Genomic DNA, 24664 nt, shown 5'->3' with positions numbered 1-24664 from the left:
CTATCATGGCAGTATTTGAAAAAGTACAAGAAATTATCGTTGAAGAACTTGGGAAAGACGCATCAGAAGTAACACTTGAATCTACTTTTGATGATTTGGATGCAGATTCATTGGACTTATTCCAAGTAATCTCTGAAATTGAAGATGCTTTTGATATCCAAATCGAAGCAGAAGATAACTTGAAAACAGTTGGTGACTTGGTTGCTTACGTTGAAGAGCAAACAAAATAATTAACATATTACTAGAAGGAGTAGGGGAGACCCGCTCCCTCTTGTTTAGGTAATAGTTTGAGACTCAAATGATAAACTCATCGAACTATTACGTAAGCAAGGAATGATGGAGGCACTATGAAAACACGTATTACAGAATTATTGAACATTGATTATCCTATTTTTCAAGGAGGAATGGCCTGGGTTGCTGATGGTGACTTGGCTGGTGCAGTATCAAGAGCTGGCGGTCTAGGGATCATCGGTGGTGGAAATGCACCTAAAGAGGTCGTAAAGGCTAATATCGATAAAATCAAATCACTTACGGACAAACCTTTTGGTGTCAACATCATGCTCCTGTCACCTTTTGTAGAAGATATCGTTGATCTCGTGATTGAAGAAGGGGTTAAGGTGGTTACAACTGGTGCTGGAAATCCAAGTAAATACATGAACCGTTTTCATGATGCAGGAATTACAGTTATTCCTGTTGTTCCAAGCGTTGCTTTGGCAAAACGCATGGAAAAAATTGGTGCAGATGCTGTCATTGCAGAAGGTATGGAAGCTGGTGGACACATTGGTAAATTAACAACGATGACCTTGGTTCGTCAAGTTGCTGCAGCTGTTTCAATTCCAGTTATTGCTGCTGGTGGTATTGCAGATGGTGAGGGGGCAGCGGCTGGGTTTATGCTTGGTGCTGAGGCCGTTCAAGTTGGTACGCGTTTCGTAGTAGCTAAGGAATCTAACGCCCATCCAAAATACAAGGAAAAAATCTTAAAAGCGCGTGATATCGATACGACTATTTCCGCTCAACACTTTGGTCATGCTGTTCGTGCCATTAAAAACCAGTTGACACGTGACTTTGAGCAGGCTGAAAAAGATGCCTTTAAACAAGAAAATCCAGATTTAGAAATCTTTGAACAAATGGGAGCTGGTGCTCTAGCTAAAGCCGTTGTTCATGGAGATGTAGAAGGTGGATCTGTCATGGCAGGTCAGATCGCTGGTTTGGTTTCTAAAGAGGAAACTGTCGAAGAAATCCTAAAAGATCTATACTATGGCGCAGCCAAGAAAATTCAAGAAGAAGCCTCTCGTTGGGCAGGAGTTGTAAGAAATGACTAAAACAGCCTTTCTATTTGCAGGTCAAGGTGCTCAGTATTTAGGAATGGGACGTGATCTCTATGATCGCTATCCTATCGTCAAGGAAACAATTGACCAAGCCAGTCAGGTTTTGGGTTATGACCTTCGTGACTTGATTGATAAGGAAGAAACCAAGTTAAACCAGACTCGCTATACGCAGCCAGCTATTTTAGCGATTTCGGTTGCTATTTACCGACTATTGAAAGAAAAGGGTTATCAGCCAGATATGGTAGCAGGACTGTCCCTCGGAGAATATTCGGCTCTTGTAGCAAGTGGTGCCTTGGACTTTGAGGATGCAGTTGCCTTGGTTGCTAAGCGTGGTGCTTATATGGAAGAGGCTGCACCTGCAGGCTCTGGAAAGATGGTTGCCGTTCTTAATACTCCAGTTGAAGTGATTGAGGAAGCTTGTGAAACAGCCTCTAAAGTTGGAGTAGTGACTCCAGCCAACTACAACACCCCAAGCCAAATCGTCATTGGTGGTGAGGTGGCTGCGGTTGACCGCGCAGTTGAACTCTTGCAGGAAGCAGGAGCAAAACGATTGATTCCTTTAAATGTGTCTGGTCCTTTCCATACAGCCCTTCTTGAGCCAGCCAGTCAGCAACTAGCAGGAGCTCTTGAGGGAGTGAGTTTCTTTGACTTTACTTGCCCACTAGTTGGCAATACGGAAGCTGCTGTTATGGAAAAAGATCGAATCCAAGAGCTTTTGACGCGTCAGGTCAAAGAACCTGTTCGTTTTTATGAAAGTATTGCTGTCATGCAGGATGCTGGGGTAACCAACTTTATTGAAATTGGTCCTGGAAAGGTCCTGTCAGGCTTTGTCAAAAAAATCGATAAAACAGCTCAGCTAGCTAATGTTGAAGACCAAGCAAGCTTGGATGCTTTGTTAGGAAACTAATGATCCCTTCTCCCACAAAATACAAGAGGAAATAGGAGAAATAGAATGCAACTTACAAATAAAAATGTCTTTGTAACAGGTTCAAGTCGTGGTATCGGACTTGCCATTGCTCACAAATTTGCCCAACTAGGCGCTAATGTAGTTTTGAATAGTCGCGGAGCAATCTCAGAAGAATTGCTGGCTGAGTTTTCAAACTACGGCGTCAAAGTAGTACCGATATCAGGTGATGTTTCAGACTTTGCAGATGCCAAGCGTATGGTAGATCAAGCGATTGCAGAGCTCGGTTCTGTCGATGTCTTGGTCAACAATGCTGGGATCACTCAAGATACGCTTATGCTCAAGATGACCGAAGAAGACTTTGAAAAAGTGATTAAAATCAACTTGACAGGTGCCTTCAACATGACGCAAGCAGTCTTGAAACAGATGATCAAGGCACGTGAAGGTGCGATTATCAACATGTCTAGTGTGGTCGGTTTGATGGGAAATATCGGACAAGCCAACTATGCAGCTTCTAAAGCAGGTTTGATTGGTTTTACCAAGTCAGTTGCACGTGAAGTTGCCAATCGCAACGTACGCGTAAATGCTCTTGCACCAGGAATGATCGAGTCAGATATGACTGCTGTTTTGTCTGATAAGGTCAAGGAAGCGACATTGGCCCAAATCCCAATGAAACAGTTCGGTCAAGCAGAACATATCGCAGATGCTACAGTGTTCCTGGCTGGACAGGATTATTTGACTGGACAAGTTCTCGCTGTTGATGGCGGACTTAGCATGTAAAAAATAAGGAAAGATATAGGTAAGACAGATGAAACTAAATCGAGTTGTAGTAACAGGTTATGGATTGACCTCTCCTATCGGAAATACTCCAGAAGAATTTTGGAACAGTTTGCAAACTGGGAAGATTGGAATTGGAGAAATCACTAAGTTTGACCACAGCGAATTTGCTGTGCACAATGCGGCAGAAGTTCAAGATTTCCCATTTGATAAATACTTTGTCAAAAAAGATACCAACCGTTTTGACAACTATTCTTTGTATGCCTTGTATGCAGCTCAAGAAGCGGTGACAAATGCAAATCTTGATGTAGAAGCAATCGATAAAGATCGCTTTGGTGTCATCGTTGCCTCTGGTATTGGGGGAATTAAAGAAATCGAAGACCAGGTTATCCGTCTTCATGAAAAAGGTCCAAAACGCGTTAAACCAATGACACTTCCAAAAGCCTTGCCAAATATGGCTTCAGGAAATGTTGCCATGCGCTTTGGAGCAAACGGTGTCTGTAAATCAATCAATACAGCCTGTGCCTCATCAAATGATGCTATTGGAGATGCCTTCCGTTCTATCAAGTTTGGTTTCCAAGATGTCATGTTAGTTGGTGGATCAGAATCATCTATCACTCCTTTTGCCATCGCTGGTTTCCAAGCATTGACTGCTCTATCAACTACAGAGGATCCAACTCGTGCTTCTATCCCATTTGACAAAGACCGTAATGGTTTTGTGATGGGAGAAGGTTCAGGGATGTTGGTTCTTGAGAGTCTAGAACACGCTGAAAAACGTGGTGCAACTATCTTGGCTGAAGTAGTTGGTTATGGAAATACCTGTGATGCTTATCATATGACTTCACCTCATCCAGAAGGCCAAGGCGCGATCAAGGCGATTAAACTAGCTTTGGAAGAAGCAGAAATTTCTCCAGAGCAAGTGGCTTATGTCAATGCTCACGGAACTTCAACTCCTGCTAATGAAAAAGGAGAAAGTGGTGCGATTGTAGCTGTCCTTGGTAAAGAAGTCCCTGTATCTTCAACCAAGTCCTTTACAGGACACTTACTTGGTGCTGCAGGGGCAGTAGAAGCCATCGCTACCATCGAAGCCATGCGTCATAACTTTGTACCAATGACAGCTGGAACAAGCGAGTTATCAGACTATATCGAAGCGAATGTCGTTTATGGACAAGGCTTGGAGCAAGAAATCCCTTATGCTATTTCAAACACTTTTGGTTTTGGTGGACACAATGCGGTTCTTGCTTTCAAACGTTGGGAGAATAAATAATTATGAATTTAAATGAAATCAAGGACTTGATGGCTCAATTTGACCAATCAAGTTTGAGAGAATTTTCTTATAAAAATGGAACGGATGAGTTGCAGTTTAGCAAGAATGAAGCAAGAATGGCTTCTGAAGCACCAGCTCAAGTGGTTCCAGCACCAGCTGCAGTGGTTGCAAGTCCAGTAGTTTCTGCCCCTTCAACTCCAGTAGAGAGTGCAGTAGAAGAAGTTCCAGCACCAGCTGAAACGACGGTTGCTCCAGAGGGTGATGTTGTTGAGAGCCCACTTGTAGGGGTGGCTTACTTGGCCGCTGGACCAGATAAACCTGCCTTTGTCACAGTCGGAGACAGTGTTAAAAAAGGTCAGACTTTGGTGATCATCGAAGCCATGAAAGTCATGAATGAAATCCCAGCGCCTAAGGATGGTGTGGTGACAGAAATTCTCGTTTCAAATGAAGAAATGGTTGAATTCGGTAAAGGATTGGTACGTATCAAATGATCGATATTCAAGGAATCAAAGAAGCTCTACCTCATCGCTACCCCATGCTCCTAGTGGATCGTGTCTTGGAAGTGAGCGAGGATACTATTGTTGCCATTAAAAATGTGACCATCAACGAACCTTTCTTTAATGGTCATTTTCCTCAATACCCAGTCATGCCAGGTGTCCTTATTATGGAAGCCTTGGCTCAGACTGCTGGTGTCTTGGAATTGTCCAAACCTGAAAATAAGGGGAAACTGGTCTTCTACGCTGGCATGGACAAGGTTAAGTTCAAGAAGCAAGTTGTACCAGGTGACCAATTAGTCATGACGGCTACTTTTGTCAAACGTCGTGGAACGATTGCTGTGGTTGAAGCAAAGGCTGAAGTAGATGGTAAGCTTGCAGCGAGTGGTACTCTTACCTTTGCAATTGGGAACTAAGGAGGTTCTCCATGTTTCGTAAAATTTTGATTGCCAACCGTGGTGAGATTGCGGTTCGCATTATTCGAGCTGCGCGTGAATTGGGCATTGCGACCGTAGCAGTCTATTCAACTGCTGATAAGGAAGCTCTTCACACACTTCTAGCGGATGAAGCTATCTGTATCGGACCTGGTAAGGCAACTGAGTCTTATCTCAATATTAATGCGGTTCTATCAGCTGCAGTCTTGACTGAGGCAGAAGCCATCCACCCCGGTTTTGGATTTCTCAGTGAAAATTCTAAATTTGCAACCATGTGTGAAGAAGTGGGAATCAAGTTTATCGGTCCTTCTGGGGCAGTAATGGATACCATGGGAGATAAGATCAATGCGCGTGAGCAAATGATTGAGGCTGGGGTTCCAGTTATCCCAGGATCTGATGGTGAAGTTCACACAGCTGAAGAGGCACTTGCAGTTGCAGAAAAAATTGGCTATCCAGTCATGCTTAAGGCATCTGCAGGTGGTGGTGGAAAAGGGATTCGTAAGGTTGAAAAGGCAGAAGACTTGGTCGCAGCCTTTGAGACAGCATCCAGTGAAGCCAAGGCCAACTTTGGAAATGGCGCAATGTATCTTGAGCGTGTGATTTATCCAGCTCGTCATATCGAAGTTCAGATTCTTGCGGACCAAGAGGGTCATGTTGTCCATCTTGGTGAACGGGACTGTTCACTCCAACGGAATAACCAAAAGGTCTTAGAAGAAAGCCCATCCATTGCGATTGGCAAAACCCTTCGTAATGAAATTGGTGCTGCGGCTGTTCGAGCTGCAGAGTCTGTTGGCTATGAAAATGCAGGGACGATTGAATTTCTGCTCGATGAAGCGAGTGGCAATTTCTACTTCATGGAAATGAATACTCGTGTGCAAGTGGAACACCCAGTCACAGAGTTTGTTTCAGGTGTTGATATCGTGAAAGAGCAGATTCGCATCGCTGCCGGGCAACTCTTACCTTTCAAACAAGAAGATATTGTCCTACGAGGTCATGCTATCGAGTGCCGGATCAATGCAGAAAATCCAGCATTTAACTTTGCTCCAAGCCCAGGGAAAATTACCAATCTCTATTTACCAAGTGGTGGAGTTGGCTTGCGCGTGGACTCAGCAGTTTATCCAGGTTATACCATTCCCCCTTACTATGATAGTATGATTGCTAAAATCATTGTTCATGGGGAGAATCGTTTTGATGCTCTTATGAAGATGCAACGGGCACTTTATGAACTTGATATTGAAGGAGTGCAAACCAATGCAGACTTCCAGTTGGATCTGATTTCAGACCGCCGAGTTATCGCTGGTGACTACGATACTTCCTTCTTGATGGAAACTTTCTTGCCAAAATACCAAGAAAAAGAATAGACTTTCAAACAGTATGAGAACTAAAAGGGGGGAGTTATGGCTCTATTTAGTAAAAAGGATAAGTATATTCGGATCAATCCTAACCGTTCCGTAAGGCAGAAACCACAAGCCAAGCCTGAGGTTCCGGATGAACTCTTCTCTCAGTGTCCTGGTTGTAAACACACCATTTATCAAAAGGATCTTGGGAGCGAACGAATTTGTCCCCATTGTAGCTATACTTTCCGTATTTCAGCTCAGGAACGCTTGGATTTGACGATTGATTCCGGTAGCTTTGTGGAGATGTATACGGGTATTGAAACTCAAGATCCATTAAACTTTCCTGGCTATCAGAAAAAACTAGCTAGTATGCGTGAAAAGACAGGTTTGGATGAAGCAGTACTAACTGGTACAGCTAGCATCAAGGGACAAGAAGTTGCCCTTGGGATCATGGATTCAAACTTTATCATGGCTTCTATGGGAACCGTTGTGGGTGAAAAAATCACGCGCTTGTTTGAGTATGCAACGGTAGAAAACTTGCCAGTCGTTCTCTTCACAGCTTCTGGTGGAGCCCGTATGCAAGAAGGAATCATGAGTTTGATGCAAATGGCTAAGATTTCTGCGGCAGTTCAACGCCATTCCAAGGCAGGACTTTTTTACCTAACTATTTTAACCGATCCGACAACAGGTGGGGTGACCGCTTCTTTTGCTATGGAAGGTGATATTATCCTAGCGGAGCCACAGAGTTTGGTTGGTTTTGCTGGGCGTCGTGTTATTGAAAATACAGTTCGTGAGAACTTGCCGGATGACTTCCAAAAGGCAGAATTTCTGCTTGAACATGGATTTGTTGATGCAATTGTTAAACGGAGAGAATTGCCTGAAACAATTGCTAAATTAGTGAGATTGCATGGAGGAAGTCGCGGATGAATATTGCAAAAATAGTCAGAGAGGCACGTGAGCAGAGTCGCTTGACTGCGCTTGATTTTGCCAATGGAATCTTCGATGAATTTATCGAATTGCATGGAGATCGCTCTTTCCGCGATGATGGTGCGGTCATCGGTGGAATTGGTTGGTTAGGTGACCAAGCAGTAACTGTAGTTGGTATCCAAAAGGGAAAAAGTCTTCATGATAACCTCAAACGAAATTTTGGGCAACCTCATCCAGAAGGCTATCGTAAGGCCTTGCGCTTGATGAAACAGGCAGAAAAGTTTGGCCGTCCAGTTGTGACCTTTATCAATACGGCGGGTGCTTACCCTGGTGTGGGAGCCGAGGAACGTGGACAAGGTGAAGCAATTGCCCGAAACCTGATGGAAATGAGTGACCTCAAGGTTCCAATCATCGCGATTATTATCGGTGAAGGAGGATCTGGTGGGGCCCTAGCTCTAGCCGTAGCTAATCGTGTTTGGATGTTAGAAAACTCAATCTACGCCGTACTTAGCCCTGAAGGCTTTGCCTCTATCCTTTGGAAGGATGGAAGTCGTGCTATGGAAGCAGCGGAATTGATGAAAATCACTTCACACGAACTCCTAGAAATGGGAATCGTAGACAAGGTAATCTCAGAAGCAGGGCTGTCAAGTAAAGAACTGCTAGGTTGCGTTAAAAATGAATTGCGTGCAGAACTAGATAGGTTGAAAGAACTACCACTCGATCAACTTATCGAAGAACGTTACCAACGCTTTAGAAAATACTAAGAATGACTAAATGAGACTAGAAAGGTCTCATTTTTTATAGAAAAATGCAATTCAGGACGAAAAATTGACAGTTGAGGAGATGGACAGTAAAATAGACAAAAAAGATGTATACTGTTAGATGTAAGTTTACAAAAATCTATTTTAAGGAGGTACTTGCAATGACAGGTACAGATACATTTACAGTTCTTTCATCTGAAGACTTAGATCAAGTTTCAGGTGGTCGAATGATTCGGGCAGTTGATGATAGACATTGAGATTCGCCATATGCATATAGTTTAGCAACAGAGTGGAGTACAATACTGAATCATGCGACTAGACGTGCTTATGGTATTGCCTATTGATAAATTAAAGGGGTAAGTATGAAAAAACTAGGGCATTTTGGAGTCTATACATCACTGGTATTTCTATCGGTTTATCTACCAGAGTTAGGGATTATGCATCTAACTAAGTTTTTAGGATGGGGGATAGATGGCTATTCTATCTTTTTAACAGTTGAAGTAATAGCTCTTTTGCTAATATTTATCTACTGGCTCAAAAAGAAAGAGATGCTCTATATTTTTGAAAAAAAGGGTTCAAAGAAGTCAAGATTCTTTTACCTTGTAGTTGCTCTAGTGGCTACTTATTTTGATCGTCAATTGGTAGATGCTTTTCAGTTACAGTTTCATCATCTAATTGATAACAAGTATATCTTTCAAGATCTTCTTTCGATTCTATACTCCAATGGGCAACCAACTTTTCTATCAACTGTTCTCAGTTTTAGTTTAACAGTAATCGTCGGACCTATATTAGAAGAACTGATTCATAGAGGGTACTTTATGAATACCTTCTTCCCCCAGTCCAAGTACTATCTGGATGTTATCCTATCTGCTCTTATCTTTGGACTTAGTCATTTGATCCTAACTCACCGAGATCCTATCAGTTTGATTATTTATAGTTTAGGCGGTCTCTTCTATGCCCTTGTCTACCGTTGGACAAAGAACTTAAAAATTACCATCCTGTGCCATAGTTTTTTCAACTTTCTCATTTATGCAAAACCCATCTGGATTTTTGTTTATAATTATGTCTATTACCACTTTTTTAGATAGTGGAGGCAAAGAAAAAAGTGTTTGATATTTGTCAAACACTTTTTTTAATTACTGTTCTTCTGTCACAAATTGGCTGAGCAGTCCGTTGATAAAACGGGCAGATTTTTGATCTGAGAAGTCCTTTGCAAGTTCGATAGCTTCATTAACAGCAACCAGCTGTGGAGTGTCAAATGAAGTAATTTCAAAGATTCCCAAGCGAAGGAGGTTTCTTTCCACGAGCGTTAGACGCTCAATAGTCCAACCTGATTTTAAATGCTGTGTGATTTGCTTGTCTAGTTCTTCCTTTTTAGCCTGAATACCAGAAACGAGCTCTGTCAAAAAGGCTGGAAGTTGCACATCCGTATCTTCACGATCATGAGTATAGGCGAAACAACAAGCAGTTTCGACATCCGTACCGAATTCAAGACTCATGAGAGCCTGAAAAGCGCATTTACGGAGTTGGCGTCTAGATTCTAATAGTGGACTAGTCATTGAGGAAGTCCTCATCAAACAAGTCTTTCAAGTCAGGTTTTGGTGTTTTATCTGGAACGATACCTGCAACGTGAATATTGATAGCAGTGAGTTCTACATCAGCCATGTTGCGGACTGCATCTTTAACAGCTTTCTGGATAGCAACAGCTACCTTAGGAACTTTTACTCCGTACTCTAGGTAGAGGTAGATATCTGCTGTGAGTTCTTCGTCCACGTTTTTTAGATAAACGCCACGACCGAGTGAAAGTTTTGAAAGGGTATCAGATACTGATTTGTTTGAAAAAGAGTGAACACCCTCTACTTTTGCAGTAGCAATAGCAATGATTTTTTCAAGTACACGTGGGGCGATAACGATTTCGCCAAGTTGTTCTTCAATTCCCATAGAATGACCTCTTTCTAGAGATTAGGCACGAGAAACGTAAGTTCCTTCTGCAGTGTTGATAACGAGTTTTTGTCCTGCTTCGATAAAGTCTGGAACGTTTACGACAAGTCCAGTTTCCATCGTTGCTGGTTTACCAGAACCTGTAACAGTAGCACCTTTGATAGAAGGTTGAGTTTCTGCAACTGTCAATTCGACAGTAGTAGGGACGGTAACACCAATCACTTCAGTTCCGTAGAATTGGATCTTCACATCAGAGTTTTCAAGGATGTAAAGCAATTCGTTTTCAACATTGACTACAGGGATTTCGTATTGGTCGTAAGTTTCAGTGTTCATGAAGTAGGCTGTGTCATCCATTTTGTACAAGTATTGAGCTGGGACAGTCTCGATGATAGCTTGTTCAAATTTTTCCTCTGGACGGTAGCTTGTGTCAAATGTAGAACCAGTACGGACATCACGTAATTTCATACGCATGATTGTGTTTCCTTTACCTGGTTTGTGGTGGCTAGCTTCCAAAACGCGGATCAATTTTCCGTCAGCTGTTTCAAAGGTCATACCAGCCTTTAATTTACTTGCTTCAATCATGTTTTTACCTCTTTAATAAAATAATTTACTCTTTATTGTACCATAAAAGACAACATTACTCAAATGTCAAAAGGAGCTTAATTAGTTGACTGGTACGATATTTCCATCTTCGTCTTTGGTAACGAGGACGTATTTTCCATCGACTTCGATGTAAAAATTCTTGCTGGTAGTTTGTCCAGTGTTTTGAGTCGGCGCTTGATTTTGGACTTGTTGGCTTAGTTGACCACCCAGAGTTTGGCCAAGATTCATGCCCATAAACATGTTCATCCCATTGCCATTCCCTTCGTTGGCAGCTGCAGCAATAAGCGCTTCGTTGCGAGCACGGCGTTCTTCGATTTCAATCGTGTTGTACTTCATTGCCACGAGCTCACTATCAAGCTTGCGAACGATATCAAGACTTTCTTGGTCGTAGCTGAGGTCTTCAAGCAAGATATTAGTTGCTTCAATCCCGTAGAGACCTGTCCAAACCTTGTTGACCTCTTGTTTAGCGAGTTCGTTAAAGGTGTCTTGATTGGCATTGAGGCTATAGATATCAACCTTGTTTTCGTTGGTATATTTGGCAATGGCAATCGCGATTTTCGGTGCGATATTTTGACGGAGCGTTCCTTGAGCTACATCTTGGAGAGTAAATGGCTGTCCGTCAGTAATTTGACGGCTAACAGAACTCACGTAGAAGAGGACTGGGTCTGCTATTTTTACATCAAACAAGCCATAGAAACGGATGTTAAGCAGTTGTTGGTAACGTTCGCTGAAGTATTCGACCGCATTTTGTGTGCCGAACTTATTGCCTGCAATAGGTTGCATGCGGATAAAGATAATTTCCTGTTGGGTGATGACTTGTCCACCAAAAGAGAAACGGTTTTTAAAGTTTTCCCAAGTGCCTTTTAAACCACCTTTTTCAAGGAGCCAGGCGTTATCACCAGCTTGCCATTCGTGGCTACCAGCTTCGAGAACTTCACCAAGGAAGGTACCATTATTTACCAAAACAGCGGTATAGCCTTGAGGAACGATAACCACACTGCCATCTGACAAGAGGCCTGTATTTTGATTGCTGTGACGAGAACGTCCATCTGGGTCTTTTGTGAGCAATTGCCCCTTGATGGCTAAGGCGTCGCCAGAGACATTATCTGGAAGGACAATGGCTTCCTTGAATTTACTATCATTAAAACTATTTAAGCCTGCTGATAAGGTTGCACGTATAAATCCCATAATTCCTCCTAATTATAAAGCTCGTCTTCATCCACAACATCATAGGTATCCAGTACCCATTGGTTTGGACTGCGTGAGAGATTGGCACCACAGTAGTCGCACTCGCTAACTGCAGAGATTTTCAATGGGGCGCCACAGTTTGGACAGTGGTCGCTCACAACTTCGTCTGGATTGACTGCTTGCGTTTGGCTACCGTGCTGACGGATAAAGTTTAATTGATACACGGTGAAGAGATCTTTTTTAGGGTCTCCTTCAAGGACACGGCGAGTCTCATCGTCAATGACATAGTCCCGCAAGGTAGATGACAGGATCACCACTAAGGTATCGTTTCCGTCAGGATTTTCAATGAACTCCTTGATGCGAACATTTTCGATACAAACTTTCTCTAAAACATTGGTTGTTTTAGCTCGAATATGGTCCTCAAGTTGGGTACTGTGTTGAGAGTAGAGACTGGTACTTTCCAAAGCGCGGACAGAGTTCCAATTTTTTTCAGTCCAGGCAACCTGCAATTTAAGGTAGACTTCCTTAACCCAAGATGTGAAGGCTTCCGCGTCAAAGTTTGGATCCCCATATTTCACACGACTAATGGCCAGTGTGTTGTGTTCAACTCGACGATGGAGCGTTTGATAATCATTACTAGTGTAGGTTGAACTCGAATCTCCAGACTTATTCTGCAAGGATTTGACGATAACAGCTAGTATGATTCCTCCGACTAATATGAACATAAATCCTAAATAGGGAGAGCTAGCAGAGTTGCTAGAGGACGATCCATATCCAGAGCGGTAGTAGTGGAAAGATGAGCCACCAGAACGACTTCCACCTCCACTTGAGCGGCTGCTGCTTCTGGAGCTACTGCGGCTGCTCCCTCCACTTCTGGAATGTCCGACACCCGCATCAACGATTTGAGGCACGGATAGAAAAATAAGTAATAAACAGGTCATTAAAAGAGCGTAAAACTTTTTCATGTGTCTCCTAATTATATGATTGAAAAGGTAGCTGTCTAGACTACTGGGTGGCTACTAGCGAATTACTCATTTTCTTTCAACTTCGCCAATTCTTGTGCAAGGAGTTTAAGGGCAACTTGTGGGTTGGCTTGGCCTTTAGTTGCCTTCATAAGGAATCCTGTGAAGGCTTTGTCTGCGTTGCGTTTACCTGACTTGAAGTCGGCAACGGCTGCTTCATTATCCGCAAAGACTTGGTGGATGATTGGGATCAAGACATCTGGATCTGAGATTTGAACCATACCTGCTTTTTCAACGTATTCACGCGCCCCACCGCCATTTTTAGCTAGGTGGACAAAGACTTTCTTGGCAATCTTAGAAGAGATCGTGCCGTCTTCGATGATGGCAATCATTTCTACCAAGTTTTCTGGTGTCAATTCGATTTGTTCTAGTGTCTTGCCTTCAGCGTTCAAGAATTGAGCGACTTCGCCTTGGAGCCAGTTAGAGACTTGTTTGGCATCGCCACCGAGGGCAACAGCTTTTTCAAAGAAGTCAGAAGTGACTTTGTTTGCAGTCAACTGGCTAGCATCGTAGTCTGACAAGCCAAGGTCAGATACGTAGCGCGCACGGCGTTCTTTTGGAAACTCTGGTAATTCAGTGCGCATTTCCTCAATCCACTCATCTGAGATTTCAAAGAGTGGTAGGTCTGGTTCTGGGAAGTAGCGGTAGTCTGCAGCACCTTCTTTGACACGCATGAGGATGGTTGCCTTGTTAGCTTCATCGTAACGACGTGTTTCTTGGCGGATTTGACCACCTGAACGAAGGATTTCAGCTTGGCGTTGGACTTCGTATTCAAGCCCCTTACGGACATTAGAGAAGGAGTTGAGGTTTTTCAACTCAGTCTTGGTACCGAATTTCTCTTGACCATAAGGGCGAAGAGAAATGTTGGCATCCACACGCATAGAGCCTTCTTCCATCTTAACGTCAGAAATGCCAGCGTACTGGATAACTTCCTTGAGGGCAGTCAGATAAGCATAGGCTTCTTCTGGGGAACGCATGTCGGCTTCAGAAACAATCTCAATCAATGGTACCCCTTGACGATTGAGGTCAACATAAGAGTAGCCATCAGTACCGTGGGTGTTTTTACCAGCGTCTTCCTCTAGGTGAGCACGTTCGATACCGATTTTCTTGGTCGTACCGTCTTCTAACTCCACTTCAATCCAGCCGTTGTAGCCGATTGGCTCATCAAACTGAGAAATTTGGTAGGCTTTGGGATTATCTGGATAGAAGTAGTTCTTGCGGTCAAAGTGCATGTGCTTGTGGATGTCCATGTTGAGGGCAAGAGCTGCCTTGATACCGGCATCGACAACACCCTTATTGAGAACAGGCAGTACTCCTGGGAAGGACCAGTCAATCACGTTGGTGTTGGCATTTTGGTCGTTTCCAAAGTGGGCAGAAGTAGGTGAGAAGATTTTTGAATTGGTGTTGAGCTCTACGTGGACTTCAAGTCCAATGACTGTTTCAAAGTTCATTAGTTGTCACCTCCAAAAATCACGGGTTGTTGTTTGTGGTAGTCTGTTGTCGCTTCAAAGGCAGCAGCAGCTTGGTAAATGGTTTCCTCAGAGTATTTAGGACCAATCAATTGGAGCCCGACAGGTAGACCTTGAGAGAATCCAGCAGGAATCGAAATTCCTGGTAGACCTGCTAAGTTGACTGGAATGGTCAAGAGATCCGCCAAATACATGGCAACTGGGTCGTGGTTGAGGGAATCCAAGTCATAGGCAACGCTTGGAGCAGTTGGGCCCAAAATCAAGTCATAATCCGCAAAGACGTTTTCGAAATCTTGGATGATGAGGGTACGGACCTGACCAGCCTTTTTGTAGTAGGCATCGTAGTAACCTGATGAAAGGCTGAAAGTACCTAGCATGATACGGCGTTTGACCTCTTCACCGAAACCTTGGCTCCGGCTGTTTACATAGATTTCATCAAGATTCGTCGCATCTTCTGCACGGTAGCCGTAACGAATACCATCAAAACGTTGCAAGTTTGAGGATGCTTCTGATGAAGCGATAATGTAGTAAACGGCAACACCGTATTTTGAGTGAGGAAGGCTGACTTCTTCAACGATAGCACCAAGTTTTTCAAAGTGTTTGGCTGCGTTAAGAATTGTTTCCTTAACTTCTGGGTCAATCCCTTCACCAAGGTATTCCTTAGGCAAAGCAATTTTCATGCCCTTGATATCATGCCCGATTTTTGAAGTAAAGTCAGCAATGCGAACAGGGGCAGAAGTGGAGTCTTTGGCATCTTCGCTCGCAATCGCGTTGAGCAAGAGGGCATTTTCCTTAACAGTTGGAGCAAAAGGTCCAATCTGGTCTAGGGAGCTACCAAAGGCAATGAGACCGAAACGAGAAACTGTTCCGTAGGTTGGTTTGAGACCAACGATTCCGTTGAAGGCAGCAGGCTGGCGGATAGAACCACCAGTATCAGAACCAAGAGACAAACGGACTTGTCCTGAAGCTACCGAAGCCGCAGAACCGCTTGATGAACCACCAGGAACCTTGCTATGGTCCCAAGCATTTTTAGTTGCGCCGTAGTAAGAAGTCTCACCTGATCCACCCATAGCAAACTCGTCCATGTTGGTTTTTCCGACAACAATCATACCCTTAGCTTTGGCATTGGCAACGGCTGTCGCATCAAAGATTGGCTCGTAGTTGTAGAGCATTTTTGAGGCAGCAGTTGTGAGGATACCGTCGGTAGAGATATTATCCTTAACAGCCAGTGGGATTCCAGAAAGGACATTATCCGCGTCAATTCCAGCTTCATCAATAGCCTTAGCTTGAGCAAGGGCTTGCTCTTCAGCGATAGTGACAAAAGCGTTGATAGCTGTCTCGCGAGACTTGATATCTTCAAGCGTTGCTTGTGTCAATTCAGTTGCAGAAATTTCCTTAGAAACAAGGAGGTTGTGCAAGTCTTCAATCGTTTTGTTATTAAAAGTCATTAGGCATCTCCTCCATCATCTAGGATAGCTGGTACCTTGATATAGTAGTTGTCTTTTTCAGGTACGTTTTTAAACAAGAGATCGCGGTCTGTTCCCTCTTCGGCCACATCAGGGCGGAGTACGGTCTTGCGGTCAGCCATGGTTGTAGTAGGTGCAACACCAGTTGTGTCAACTTCGCCCAGCAATTCAACCATATCAACAATCTTAGACAAGGTTGTCGCAAAGGCAGCAGTTTCTTCTTCAGAGAATCTTAATTTTGAAAGATTGGCAACGTGTGTTACCTCTTCTTGCGTAATTTTCATCTTGCATCCTTTCGTGAAATGATGATTTTTAGTCTGTTCTATTTTACCATATTTTCCTATAAATAAGGGAGCCAAACTGAAAAGAAATAGAAATTGAAAAATCGCTTTTAATTCGCTATAATGGTTAAACTAGAGAATAGAGAAAATAAGAGTTAGGATAGAAATATGCTCCATCAATTTATCACCAGATCTCAAACGGTTCCTCCTCCCATTCCGCTCTTTTGGTATGGGATCATGATGCTTCTCTTAGTGCTTTGTATTTATGGAGCACTTGTTTATCACAAAAATCCGAAATTTGTCTGCTTGTTTAAGGGGATTCAGATTCTCCAGTTACTAGCCCTATATAGTTGGTATGTTGGCTTTGGGATTCCATTTTCTAATAGCCTTCCATTTTACCATTGCCGTTTGGCTATGTTTGCGGTGGTTTTCTTGCCAGATAAATGGCGGAGCAAGCAGTATTTTGCCCTCTTAGGAGCAAGCGGAGCTGTCTTTGCCTTGGTTTACCCCGTTTTTGACCCCTATGATTTCCCCCATATCACCAGTTTTTCATTTTTGATTGGGCATTATGCCCTTCTTGTGAATTCCTTGGTTTACTTGATGAATCACTATGATAAGAGCTTGCTTAAGAAGTATATGATTGTGGCCTATACTTTTATCCTCAATCTCTTTCTAGTTGGGGTTAATCAGGTGACGGGTGGAAATTATGGTCTCTTAAGAGATACACCCTTTATCTCGAATGCTCCTCTATGGCTGAAGTACCTTCTTGTGTCCATCATCCTTTCACTGGCTCTGGTTCTTTTTGATATCTTGTTCAAGAAACGGTGGAAAAAGAGAAATCAGGCGCAATCTGTGCTCTAGCTTGCCTTTTCATCAGATGAGCAATTGAAAAACTCCCCAAAATCCGATATAATGGAGAGTCGAAAGGAATGGTAAAATCCAATGTAAACATCATTCTTAGCTACTGAAACAACTAAAAATAGAAAATCAAAGAAAGAGAACTTATGACTATTCAAGAAGAAATTAAGAAACGCCGCACCTTTGCAATCATCTCCCACCCGGATGCCGGGAAAACAACCATCACCGAGCAATTGCTCTACTTTGGGGGTGAGATCCGTGAGGCTGGTACGGTAAAAGGGAAGAAAACAGGGACTTTTGCCAAGTCTGACTGGATGGATATCGAGAAACAACGTGGGATTTCGGTTACTTCATCTGTTATGCAGTTTGATTACGATGGTAAACGAGTCAACATCCTCGACACACCAGGGCACGAGGACTTCTCAGAAGATACCTATCGTACCTTGATGGCGGTGGATGCTGCGGTCATGGTCGTGGACTCTGCCAAGGGTATCGAGGCCCAAACCAAGAAATTGTTTGAGGTTGTGAAGCACCGTGGCATTCCAGTCTTTACCTTTATGAACAAGCTGGACCGTGACGGTCGTGAACCCCTTGAACTCTTAGAAGAGTTAGAAGAAGTGCTAGGCATTGCCTCCTATCCCATGAACTGGCCAATCGGGATGGGGAAAGCCTTCGAAGGCTTGTATGACCTCTATAACCAACGCTTGGAGCTTTACAAAGGGGATGAGCGTTTTGCTAGTCTGGAAGAAGGGGACAAGCTCTTTGGAAGTAATCCTTTCTACGCTCAGGTTAAGGACGATATCGAACTGTTGCAAGAAGCAGGAAATGAATTTTCAGAAGAAGCTATTTTAGCGGGTGAATTAACTCCGGTCTTCTTCGGTTCAGCCCTCACTAACTTTGGAGTGCAGACCTTCCTTGAGACCTTCCTTAAGTTTGCTCCAGAACCACATGGACACAATAAAACAGATGGCGAAATTGTGGGTCCTTATGACAAGGATTTCTCAGGATTCGTCTTTAAAATCCAAGCCAACATGGACCCTCGTCACCGTGACCGTATCGCCTTTGTCCGTATCGTATCAGGTGAATTTGAGCGAGGAATGAGTGTCAATCTGCCTCGTACTGGTAAGACTGCCAAACTATCTAATGTCACTCAGTTTATGGCGGAAAGTCGTGAAAATGTCACTAATGCCGTAGCAGGTGATATCATCGGGGTTTACGATACTGGTACTTATCAAGTTGGAGACACCTTGACGGTTGGAAAAAACAAATTTGAGTTTGAACCACTGCCAACCTTTACCCCTGAGATTTTCATGAAAGTTTCTGCTAAGAACGTCATGAAACAAAAATCCTTCCACAAGGGGATTGAGCAATTGGTGCAAGAAGGAGCCATTCAGCTTTATAAGAATTACCAAACAGGCGAATACATGCTAGGAGCTGTTGGTCAACTCCAGTTTGAAGTCTTTAAACACCGCATGGAGGGCGAATACAATGCAGAAGTGGTCATGAGCCCAATGGGTAAAAAGACCGTTCGTTGGATCAAGCCTGAGGACTTGGATGAACGGATGTCCTCAAGCCGCAATATCTTGGCCAAGGACCGTTTCGACCAACCAGTCTTCCTCTTTGAGAACGACTTTGCCCTTCGCTGGTTTGCGGACAAGTATCCAGATGTTGAGTTGGAGGAAAAGATGTGATTCAGTAAGCCTACTTGATTGCAAAGCAATCTAAGTAGGCTACGGCAAGTCCTATTAGACTTGCCTAACTGCCTCACTAACTACGTTTAGCAAATATGATCGATTTGCTAAACTCCGTGTCGTAGTTCAGTAAAATTACTTGATTGTGTAACAATCTAAGTAACTAACGCCAAGTTTCTATGGAACTTGGCTAGGCGCTCCACTAGTAAAGTTTTACGAATATTATCGATTCGTAAAACTTTACGTCGTAACGATTAGATAGTGTATGACCTAATTGCCTAACTAACTACATTTGGCAAATAGAATCGATTTGCCAAACTCCGTGTCGTAGTGTAAAATCGGCTTACCTAAACGCTTCACTAGGAAAAATCCACGAATATCGATTCGTGGATTTTTTTGTTGGAAAAGATAGAAAGTTACCTCGGCTACCGGCCACATTAATTCATTTGTGAAACTGCCTATAAATACTCTACTTCTAAAAGTCTGTGGATGCTATTGATTCATGGACTTTTTCTATATTTTGAATAAAAATCAATTCCCTGAGTGATTGGAATTATTTGCTCAATTTTTAAAGCATTTAGAAATGGTTAAAAATAAACAAAATATATTAACAGAGCAATAAAATGAAGATTATATTGAAAAAACAGAATAAATTTGAAATAAAGTCATTTTGAAATCATTTTCTTTCTTTAGAGTGTATTATAGATATTGAATTGTCGGTATATTTAGTATATAATGAGAAGATAGTATTTTATAGGTGAATAGATCTTTTTCAAGTTGAGGGGATGAACATGTTTTTTAGACGCCAGAAGGGTGAATATAGAGAAACAGACCGTGTAACTCGGTTCAAATTAATCAAATCAGGGAAGCATTGGCTACGGGCCTCAACTTCCCTTTTTGGCTTATTTAAGGTGATGCGTGGAAGTGCGGATACGAGCCAAGTAAAGACAGAAATGGTTGAAAAGCAAGAAGGTCAGAAGTTGACCGGCTTGGATGTTTTGAAAGGGATAGCAGCTACGGGGACGATCTTAGGTGGTTTTGCTGCGACGCAAACGCGTGTTTATGCCAATGATGCAGTCGCTGTTGAAAAGACTGTCGAATCAAAAGATACCTTGGCGACGAGAGATTCAGTAGTGTTGGGGACGACACAGGATCATCAAGATACCGCTAGCTTGTCTTTGTCTACCAGTCAAAGCCAGTCCTTGTCAGAATTCAATTCGCAGAGCGCCAGTCAATCTGCCTCTACGAGTCAGTCTATCAGTGCCTCAAGCTCTTCTAGCGTAAGCCAGTCGATGAGCCAATCTGCTTTTACTAGTCAATCTTTGGCAAACAGTCAAAGTGTAACTGCTAGTTCAAGTGAATCCCTTGGGACACAAAATCAAGCGAATAGTGGTCTGTCAGAGAGAGCTTCAGTTGGTGTTCAAAGTCAGTACCAAGCAAGTGAGTCAGCTCGGGAGACGGTGAAAGAATCACAACCTTCAAAAGAATTAAAAGCAGTTGATTTTTCTACAGAATCCTTGCCTCAAAGTCAGTCTGGTCGTGTAAAGAATGAAGGTGTGACTGCTAAATCGAGTCTGACAATGACTTCTGTAGCCTTGACAGAAAAGAAAAGTGAAGAAAAACGGAAGAAATTAGAGGCCTTGTCTGCTGAGATTGGACAATTTCTAGCTCAAGCGGAGGGACTTCCAAACTCGGATGAGGCAATCACGAAGGCTAGTCTGGCGAAGAATGAGATAGCAGAGGCCTTGAAAGGGGAGGCTTCTGACCTTGCCCCTATTCTACAAAAAGCTACAGAAGCTCGAAATAGTATTGCAAATGCTGTGTTACGTGCCAACTCTGGACTTCGTGACAGCAGAAATGGACAAGCTTTGACCAAAGCTTCAAATACCGCTAGCTTCAGAGCTGCTAGGGATACTGAGAAGCCAGAACGAACACGAATTGTTACGAATGAAGGCGCTACAGTTGATGGTCAACTGATTAGAGTTTATCGTGAAGAACGTTTCGAAGCGACTTTTGAGTTCACTGATAATAGTGGACGAATTGAGCATGCGAGGGTTGAGCAGTATAATACTGTTGCGACAGATCGTCAAGGGAAGACTGTTGATACTATATTTAGCAGTAACCCTAAAGATAATATTCACTCAATTATAACAACGGTCCCAACTGACAAATTTGCTCAAAACGGTAATGCGACTCCTAATAATCCATTTAAGGTGACTGCCAGAGGGTCCATAAGTAAGACTATTAAACCGGGTGGCTACTGGACGCGTTATATCTACACATATGACCAAGCGGATAATTATAATGGGAACAATATAGACACAAATAAAAGATCTGTAACAGAAAATCCTGCAGCTATTCAATTTGTAGCTGTTTCGCAAACTGAAAAATATACAGCAGTCGCTAAAGGTAATTCATCTCAAACCTTAACTTTGAATTCTGGGAAAACAACCATTTCTGTTGGTGAAGCTGGTCAGTATATTACGAATGCAGCAGGTACCCCAGAACTCCCGACTACAGGAATAACTCCAGGTACTCAGACAACCTATACTTGGAAATCTGAAACCAACACGAATTTGTCTGCTGGTCGGCATATTTTGACAGCGGTGGTAACTTATCCAGATGGAAGTACGGATGAAGTAGAGATTCCGATTGAGGTTCGCCCTCAGACACCTAGAATTGAGGAACGGTTCCTCAACGAAAAAGGTGGTCTCACAAATCAAGCGATCACGGTAGATGGAGTGACTCCAGGTGGGACTGTTACTCTTACAATTGCTGGGGAAACGTTCACCAAACAAGCAACGGGGAACTCGACTAGTGTAACCTTTACTGCAACTGAGTTGAAGAAAGTATATGATCGTAATGGAGGACGACTTCCTAGTGGACCGGTGACTGCAAGTACGACAGTGGATAGTTTGGTTTCAGATGCGTTTAATGGACAAATCACGCCAAATCAAGCGTCAATTTCAGTAAGTAATAGCCAGTCTGCTTCAGCGAGTTCGAGTCAATCAGCATCTGCATCTGCAAGTGCTAGTCAGTCAGCGTCGGCAAGTTCGAGCCAATCTGTATCGGTGAGCTCAAGTCAATCCGCTTCATCCAGCGCTAGTCAATCCGCTTCGGCAAGTTCGAGTCAATCGGCTTCGGTAAGTGCTAGTCAGTCTGCATCTGCAAGTTCGAGTCAGTCAGCATCGGTAAGTTCGAGTCAATCCGCCTCAGCCAGCTCGAGTCAGTCAGCATCTGTAAGCACAAGTGAATCAGCTTCAGTAAGTGCTAGTCAGTCAGCATCGGTAAGTTCGAGTCAATCCGCCTCAGCCAGCTCGAGTCAGTCAGCATCAGCAAGTGCAAGTCAATCCGCTTCATCCAGCGCCAGCCAATCGGCTTCAGTAAGTGCTAGCCAGTCCGCTTCGGTAAGTGCTAGTCAGTCAGCGTCAACGAGTGCGAGCCAATCGGCTTCATCCAGCGCAAGTGAGTCAGCATCATTGAGTTCGAGTCAATCTGCATCATTGAGTGCTAGTCAATCTGCCTCAGTAAGTTCGAGTCAATCGGCCTCAGTAAGCTCCAGCGAATCTGCTTCAGTGAGCGCCAGTCAATCAGCTTCAGTGAGCTCGAGTCAGTCTGCCTCAGTAAGTTCGAGCCAATCAGCTTCAGTGAGTGCCAGTCAGTCTGCATCTGCAAGCTCAAGCCAGTCAGCTTCAGTCAGCGCTAGTCAATCAGCTTCGGCAAGTTCGAGTCAATCGGCTTCAGTGAGTGCCAGTCAGTCTGCATCTGCAAGTTCGAGTCAGTCAGCTTCAGTCAGCGCTAGTCAGTCAGCTTCAGTCAGCGCAAGCGAATCGGCTTCAGTAAGTTCGAGTCAATCTGCATCTGCAAGTTCGAGCCAATCCGCTTCAGTAAGCGCAAGTCAGTCAGCATCGGCAAGTGCCAGTCAATCAGCTTCAGTCAGCGCTAGTCAGTCTGCCTCAGTAAGCGCGAGTCAATCTGCCTCAGTAAGTTCGAGTCAGTCCGTTTCAGTGAGCTCCAGCCAGTCCGCATCTGCAAGCTCAAGCCAATCAGCTTCAGTGAGTGCCAGTCAGTCTGCATCTGCAAGCTCCAGCCAGTCAGCTTCAGTCAGCGCTAGTCAATCAGCTTCGGCAAGTTCGAGTCAATCGGCTTCAGTGAGTGCCAGTCAGTCTGCATCTGCAAGCTCCAGCCAGTCAGCTTCAGTCAGCGCTAGTCAGTCTGCCTCAGTAAGCGCGAGTCAATCTGCCTCAGTAAGTTCGAGTCAGTCCGTTTCAGTGAGCTCCAGCCAGTCCGCATCTGCAAGCTCAAGCCAATCAGCTTCAGTGAGTGCCAGTCAGTCTGCATCTGCAAGCTCCAGCCAGTCAGCTTCAGTCAGCGCTAGTCAATCAGCTTCGGCAAGTTCGAGTCAATCGGCTTCAGTGAGTGCCAGTCGATCAGCTTCAGCGAGCTCGAGTCAATCTGCATCATTGAGTGTAAGTGAGTCAGCATCGGTAAGTGCTAGTGAATCTGTTTCAGTAAGTTCGAGCCAATCCGCTTCAGCAAGTGCGAGTCAATCTGCCTCAGCAAGTTCGAGCCAGTCCGCCTCCGTAAGCTCAAGCGAATCCGCTTCAGTGAGCGCAAGTGAATCAGCCTCATTGAGTGCTAGTCAGTCAGCTTCAGTGAGCGCCAGCCAGTCTGCCTCAGTAAGCTCAAGTCAGTCTGCTTCGTCAAGTTCGAGTCAATCAGCCTCAGTAAGCTCGAGCCAATCCGCTTCAGCGAGTGCGAGCCAGTCCGCCTCCGTAAGCTCAAGCGAATCTGCTTCAGTAAGCTCGAGCCAATCCGCTTCAGCGAGTGCGAGCCAGTCCGCCTCAGTAAGCTCAAGCGAATCTGCTTCAGTAAGCTCGAGTCAATCTGCATCAGCGAGCGCTAGTCAATCCGCGTCAACGAGTGCGAGCCAATCAGCCTCAGTAAGCGCCAGCCAGTCAGCATCGGTAAGTGCTAGTCAGTCCGCATCTGTAAGCTCCAGCCAATCCGCTTCAGTAAGTTCGAGTCAGTCTGCCTCAGCAAGTTCGAGCCAGTCCGCATCAGCGAGTGCCAGCCAATCCGCCTCAGTGAGCGCTAGCCAGTCAGCATCGGTAAGTGCTAGTCAGTCCGCGTCTGTAAGCTCCAGCCAATCCGCTTCAGTGAGCTCGAGTCAGTCCGCGTCAACGAGTTCGAGCCAATCCGCTTCAGTGAGCTCGAGTCAGTCCGCGTCAACGAGTTCGAGCCAATCCGCTTCAGTGAGCTCGAGTCAGTCCGCGTCAACGAGTTCGAGCCAATCAGCATCAGTAAGCTCGAGCCAATCCGTTTCAGCGAGTGCGAGCCAGTCCGCCTCAGTAAGCTCGAGTCAATCTGCTTCAGCGAGCGCTAGTCAGTCAGCATCTGCAAGTGCGAGTGAGTCCGCGTCTGTAAGCTCGAGCCAATCCGCTTCAGCGAGTGCGAGCCAGTCCGCCTCCGTAAGCTCAAGCGAATCTGCTTCAGTAAGCTCGAGTCAATCTGCATCAGCGAGCGCAAGTCAGTCCGCGTCTGTAAGCTCCAGCCAATCCGCTTCAGTAAGTTCGAGTCAGTCTGCCTCAGCAAGCTCAAGCCAATCCGCATCAGCGAGTGCCAGCCAATCCGCCTCAGTGAGCGCTAGTCAGTCCGCTTCAGTGAGCTCGAGTCAGTCCGCGTCAACGAGTTCGAGCCAATCCGCCTCAGTAAGCGCCAGCCAGTCAGCTTCGGTAAGTGCTAGTCAGTCCGCATCTGTGAGCTCAAGCCAGTCAACTTCAGTGAGTGCTAGCCAATCCGCATCATTGAGTTCGAGTCAATCGGCATCAGTAAGCTCAAGCCAATCCGCATCATTGAGTGCAAGTCAGTCTGCTTCAGTGAGTTCGAGTCAATCTGCGTCAGCAAGTTCGAGCC

22 protein-coding genes are annotated in these 24664 nt (G+C 44.3%); 14 read left to right on the top strand and 8 right to left on the bottom strand.

The features are described 5' to 3' along the window. Nucleotides 1-5: 5 nt before the first annotated feature. From SORDD15_RS05740 to SORDD15_RS05685, 11 genes are all read left to right on the top strand, one after another. On the top strand, nt 6-230 hold the full coding sequence (locus SORDD15_RS05740) for an acyl carrier protein (RefSeq protein ID WP_000257840.1): 225 nt from the start codon (nt 6-8) through the stop codon (nt 228-230). A 117-nt stretch (nt 231-347) separates the two neighbouring features. Continuing rightward, on the top strand, nt 348-1322 hold the full coding sequence (fabK, locus tag SORDD15_RS05735; RefSeq protein WP_061415375.1) for an enoyl-[acyl-carrier-protein] reductase FabK: 975 nt from the start codon (nt 348-350) through the stop codon (nt 1320-1322). After that, the gene (gene fabD, locus SORDD15_RS05730; RefSeq protein WP_061415373.1) at nt 1315-2235 is read left to right on the top strand and encodes an ACP S-malonyltransferase; all 921 of its coding nucleotides are present in this window, start codon (nt 1315-1317) and stop codon (nt 2233-2235) included. Before fabK ends, fabD begins: the two co-directional genes overlap by 8 nt. 45 nt (nt 2236-2280) lie before the next feature. Next, the gene (gene fabG / locus SORDD15_RS05725) at nt 2281-3012 is read left to right on the top strand and encodes a 3-oxoacyl-[acyl-carrier-protein] reductase (RefSeq protein ID WP_049484271.1); all 732 of its coding nucleotides are present in this window, start codon (nt 2281-2283) and stop codon (nt 3010-3012) included. 28 nt (nt 3013-3040) lie between these two features. Beyond that, nucleotides 3041-4276, top strand: coding sequence for a beta-ketoacyl-ACP synthase II (gene fabF / locus SORDD15_RS05720; protein ID WP_061415371.1), 1236 nt, complete (start codon nt 3041-3043; stop codon nt 4274-4276). Between the two features lie 2 nt (nt 4277-4278). Next, complete coding sequence (gene accB / locus SORDD15_RS05715) at nt 4279-4767, top strand: acetyl-CoA carboxylase biotin carboxyl carrier protein (RefSeq protein WP_061415370.1); 489 nt, start codon at nt 4279-4281, stop codon at nt 4765-4767. Then, entirely contained in the window at nt 4764-5186 is a 423-nt protein-coding gene (gene fabZ / locus SORDD15_RS05710) for a 3-hydroxyacyl-ACP dehydratase FabZ (protein ID WP_000565515.1), read from the top strand. Before accB ends, fabZ begins: the two co-directional genes overlap by 4 nt. 11 nt (nt 5187-5197) lie before the next feature. Next, nucleotides 5198-6565, top strand: a complete 1368-nt coding sequence (gene accC, locus SORDD15_RS05705; protein WP_061415368.1) for an acetyl-CoA carboxylase biotin carboxylase subunit — start codon at nt 5198-5200, stop codon at nt 6563-6565. Between the two features lie 36 nt (nt 6566-6601). Further along, the gene (gene accD, locus SORDD15_RS05700) at nt 6602-7468 is read left to right on the top strand and encodes an acetyl-CoA carboxylase, carboxyltransferase subunit beta (RefSeq protein WP_061415366.1); all 867 of its coding nucleotides are present in this window, start codon (nt 6602-6604) and stop codon (nt 7466-7468) included. Continuing rightward, on the top strand, nt 7465-8232 hold the full coding sequence (locus SORDD15_RS05695; protein ID WP_001017371.1) for an acetyl-CoA carboxylase carboxyl transferase subunit alpha: 768 nt from the start codon (nt 7465-7467) through the stop codon (nt 8230-8232). Before accD ends, SORDD15_RS05695 begins: the two co-directional genes overlap by 4 nt. A 359-nt stretch (nt 8233-8591) precedes the next feature. Continuing rightward, nucleotides 8592-9317 carry a CPBP family intramembrane glutamic endopeptidase gene (locus SORDD15_RS05685; RefSeq protein WP_061415364.1) on the top strand — a complete coding sequence of 242 codons (726 nt, stop codon included), beginning with the start codon at nt 8592-8594 and terminating at the stop codon, nt 9315-9317. A 48-nt stretch (nt 9318-9365) separates the two neighbouring features. Here the strand turns inward: SORDD15_RS05685 and nusB are convergent, their stop codons facing one another. The 8 genes from nusB to gatC form a co-directional block, all read right to left on the bottom strand. Then, nucleotides 9366-9788, bottom strand: a complete 423-nt coding sequence (gene nusB, locus SORDD15_RS05680; protein ID WP_061415362.1) for a transcription antitermination factor NusB — start codon at nt 9786-9788, stop codon at nt 9366-9368. Then, nucleotides 9781-10170 carry an Asp23/Gls24 family envelope stress response protein gene (locus SORDD15_RS05675; RefSeq protein WP_061415360.1) on the bottom strand — a complete coding sequence of 130 codons (390 nt, stop codon included), beginning with the start codon at nt 10168-10170 and terminating at the stop codon, nt 9781-9783. The genes nusB and SORDD15_RS05675 overlap by 8 nt, the downstream gene beginning before the upstream one ends. 21 nt (nt 10171-10191) lie before the next feature. Continuing rightward, on the bottom strand, nt 10192-10752 hold the full coding sequence (gene efp, locus SORDD15_RS05670) for an elongation factor P (RefSeq protein ID WP_000568640.1): 561 nt from the start codon (nt 10750-10752) through the stop codon (nt 10192-10194). Nucleotides 10753-10833: 81 nt separating this feature from the next. After that, nucleotides 10834-11961, bottom strand: a complete 1128-nt coding sequence (locus SORDD15_RS05665; protein WP_061415358.1) for an SPFH domain-containing protein — start codon at nt 11959-11961, stop codon at nt 10834-10836. An 8-nt stretch (nt 11962-11969) separates the two neighbouring features. Further along, on the bottom strand, nt 11970-12926 hold the full coding sequence (locus SORDD15_RS05660) for a zinc-ribbon domain-containing transport protein (RefSeq protein ID WP_061415356.1): 957 nt from the start codon (nt 12924-12926) through the stop codon (nt 11970-11972). 62 nt (nt 12927-12988) lie between these two features. Beyond that, the gene (gene gatB / locus SORDD15_RS05655; RefSeq protein ID WP_061415354.1) at nt 12989-14434 is read right to left on the bottom strand and encodes an Asp-tRNA(Asn)/Glu-tRNA(Gln) amidotransferase subunit GatB; all 1446 of its coding nucleotides are present in this window, start codon (nt 14432-14434) and stop codon (nt 12989-12991) included. Continuing rightward, a complete protein-coding gene (gene gatA, locus SORDD15_RS05650) occupies nt 14434-15900 on the bottom strand; it encodes an Asp-tRNA(Asn)/Glu-tRNA(Gln) amidotransferase subunit GatA (RefSeq protein WP_061415352.1) in 1467 nt (488 codons plus the stop codon). Before gatA ends, gatB begins: the two co-directional genes overlap by 1 nt. Next, nucleotides 15900-16202 carry an Asp-tRNA(Asn)/Glu-tRNA(Gln) amidotransferase subunit GatC gene (gatC, locus tag SORDD15_RS05645; RefSeq protein WP_061415349.1) on the bottom strand — a complete coding sequence of 101 codons (303 nt, stop codon included), beginning with the start codon at nt 16200-16202 and terminating at the stop codon, nt 15900-15902. Before gatC ends, gatA begins: the two co-directional genes overlap by 1 nt. Before the next feature lie 165 nt (nt 16203-16367). On the opposite strand from gatC, the gene SORDD15_RS05640 reads away from it, so the two are divergent. From SORDD15_RS05640 to SORDD15_RS05630, 3 genes are all read left to right on the top strand, one after another. Next, the gene (locus tag SORDD15_RS05640) at nt 16368-17060 is read left to right on the top strand and encodes a YwaF family protein (RefSeq protein ID WP_061415347.1); all 693 of its coding nucleotides are present in this window, start codon (nt 16368-16370) and stop codon (nt 17058-17060) included. Between the two features lie 143 nt (nt 17061-17203). Next, nucleotides 17204-18748: a peptide chain release factor 3 gene (locus SORDD15_RS05635; RefSeq protein ID WP_061415346.1), complete on the top strand. Its 1545-nt coding sequence runs from the start codon at nt 17204-17206 to the stop codon at nt 18746-18748. Nucleotides 18749-19539: 791 nt separating this feature from the next. After that, on the top strand, nt 19540-24664 hold a 5125-nt coding region (locus tag SORDD15_RS05630), incomplete at its 3' end, for an accessory Sec-dependent serine-rich glycoprotein adhesin (protein WP_061415345.1).

Origin of the sequence: Streptococcus oralis, assembly GCF_001578935.1 — a bacterium.
In the GTDB taxonomy this organism is placed as follows: domain Bacteria; phylum Bacillota; class Bacilli; order Lactobacillales; family Streptococcaceae; genus Streptococcus; species Streptococcus oralis_R.
Note: the sequence above shows the minus strand (reverse complement) of the source record. Positions and strands in the feature narration are given on the sequence as shown.

Bases quoted from the DNA above. Each gene is read 5' to 3' on its own strand.
- SORDD15_RS05740 (WP_000257840.1), top strand. From the start codon at position 6: ATGGCAGTATTTGAAAAAGTACAAGAAATTATCGTTGAAGAACTTGGG.
- fabK (WP_061415375.1), top strand. From the start codon at position 348: ATGAAAACACGTATTACAGAATTATTGAACATTGATTATCCTATTTTT.
- fabD (WP_061415373.1), top strand. From the start codon at position 1,315: ATGACTAAAACAGCCTTTCTATTTGCAGGTCAAGGTGCTCAGTATTTA.
- fabG (WP_049484271.1), top strand. From the start codon at position 2,281: ATGCAACTTACAAATAAAAATGTCTTTGTAACAGGTTCAAGTCGTGGT.
- fabF (WP_061415371.1), top strand. From the start codon at position 3,041: ATGAAACTAAATCGAGTTGTAGTAACAGGTTATGGATTGACCTCTCCT.
- accB (WP_061415370.1), top strand. From the start codon at position 4,279: ATGAATTTAAATGAAATCAAGGACTTGATGGCTCAATTTGACCAATCA.
- fabZ (WP_000565515.1), top strand. From the start codon at position 4,764: ATGATCGATATTCAAGGAATCAAAGAAGCTCTACCTCATCGCTACCCC.
- accC (WP_061415368.1), top strand. From the start codon at position 5,198: ATGTTTCGTAAAATTTTGATTGCCAACCGTGGTGAGATTGCGGTTCGC.
- accD (WP_061415366.1), top strand. From the start codon at position 6,602: ATGGCTCTATTTAGTAAAAAGGATAAGTATATTCGGATCAATCCTAAC.
- SORDD15_RS05695 (WP_001017371.1), top strand. From the start codon at position 7,465: ATGAATATTGCAAAAATAGTCAGAGAGGCACGTGAGCAGAGTCGCTTG.
- SORDD15_RS05685 (WP_061415364.1), top strand. From the start codon at position 8,592: ATGAAAAAACTAGGGCATTTTGGAGTCTATACATCACTGGTATTTCTA.
- nusB (WP_061415362.1), bottom strand. From the start codon at position 9,788: ATGACTAGTCCACTATTAGAATCTAGACGCCAACTCCGTAAATGCGCT.
- SORDD15_RS05675 (WP_061415360.1), bottom strand. From the start codon at position 10,170: ATGGGAATTGAAGAACAACTTGGCGAAATCGTTATCGCCCCACGTGTA.
- efp (WP_000568640.1), bottom strand. From the start codon at position 10,752: ATGATTGAAGCAAGTAAATTAAAGGCTGGTATGACCTTTGAAACAGCT.
- SORDD15_RS05665 (WP_061415358.1), bottom strand. From the start codon at position 11,961: ATGGGATTTATACGTGCAACCTTATCAGCAGGCTTAAATAGTTTTAAT.
- SORDD15_RS05660 (WP_061415356.1), bottom strand. From the start codon at position 12,926: ATGAAAAAGTTTTACGCTCTTTTAATGACCTGTTTATTACTTATTTTT.
- gatB (WP_061415354.1), bottom strand. From the start codon at position 14,434: ATGAACTTTGAAACAGTCATTGGACTTGAAGTCCACGTAGAGCTCAAC.
- gatA (WP_061415352.1), bottom strand. From the start codon at position 15,900: ATGACTTTTAATAACAAAACGATTGAAGACTTGCACAACCTCCTTGTT.
- gatC (WP_061415349.1), bottom strand. From the start codon at position 16,202: ATGAAAATTACGCAAGAAGAGGTAACACACGTTGCCAATCTTTCAAAA.
- SORDD15_RS05640 (WP_061415347.1), top strand. From the start codon at position 16,368: ATGCTCCATCAATTTATCACCAGATCTCAAACGGTTCCTCCTCCCATT.
- SORDD15_RS05635 (WP_061415346.1), top strand. From the start codon at position 17,204: ATGACTATTCAAGAAGAAATTAAGAAACGCCGCACCTTTGCAATCATC.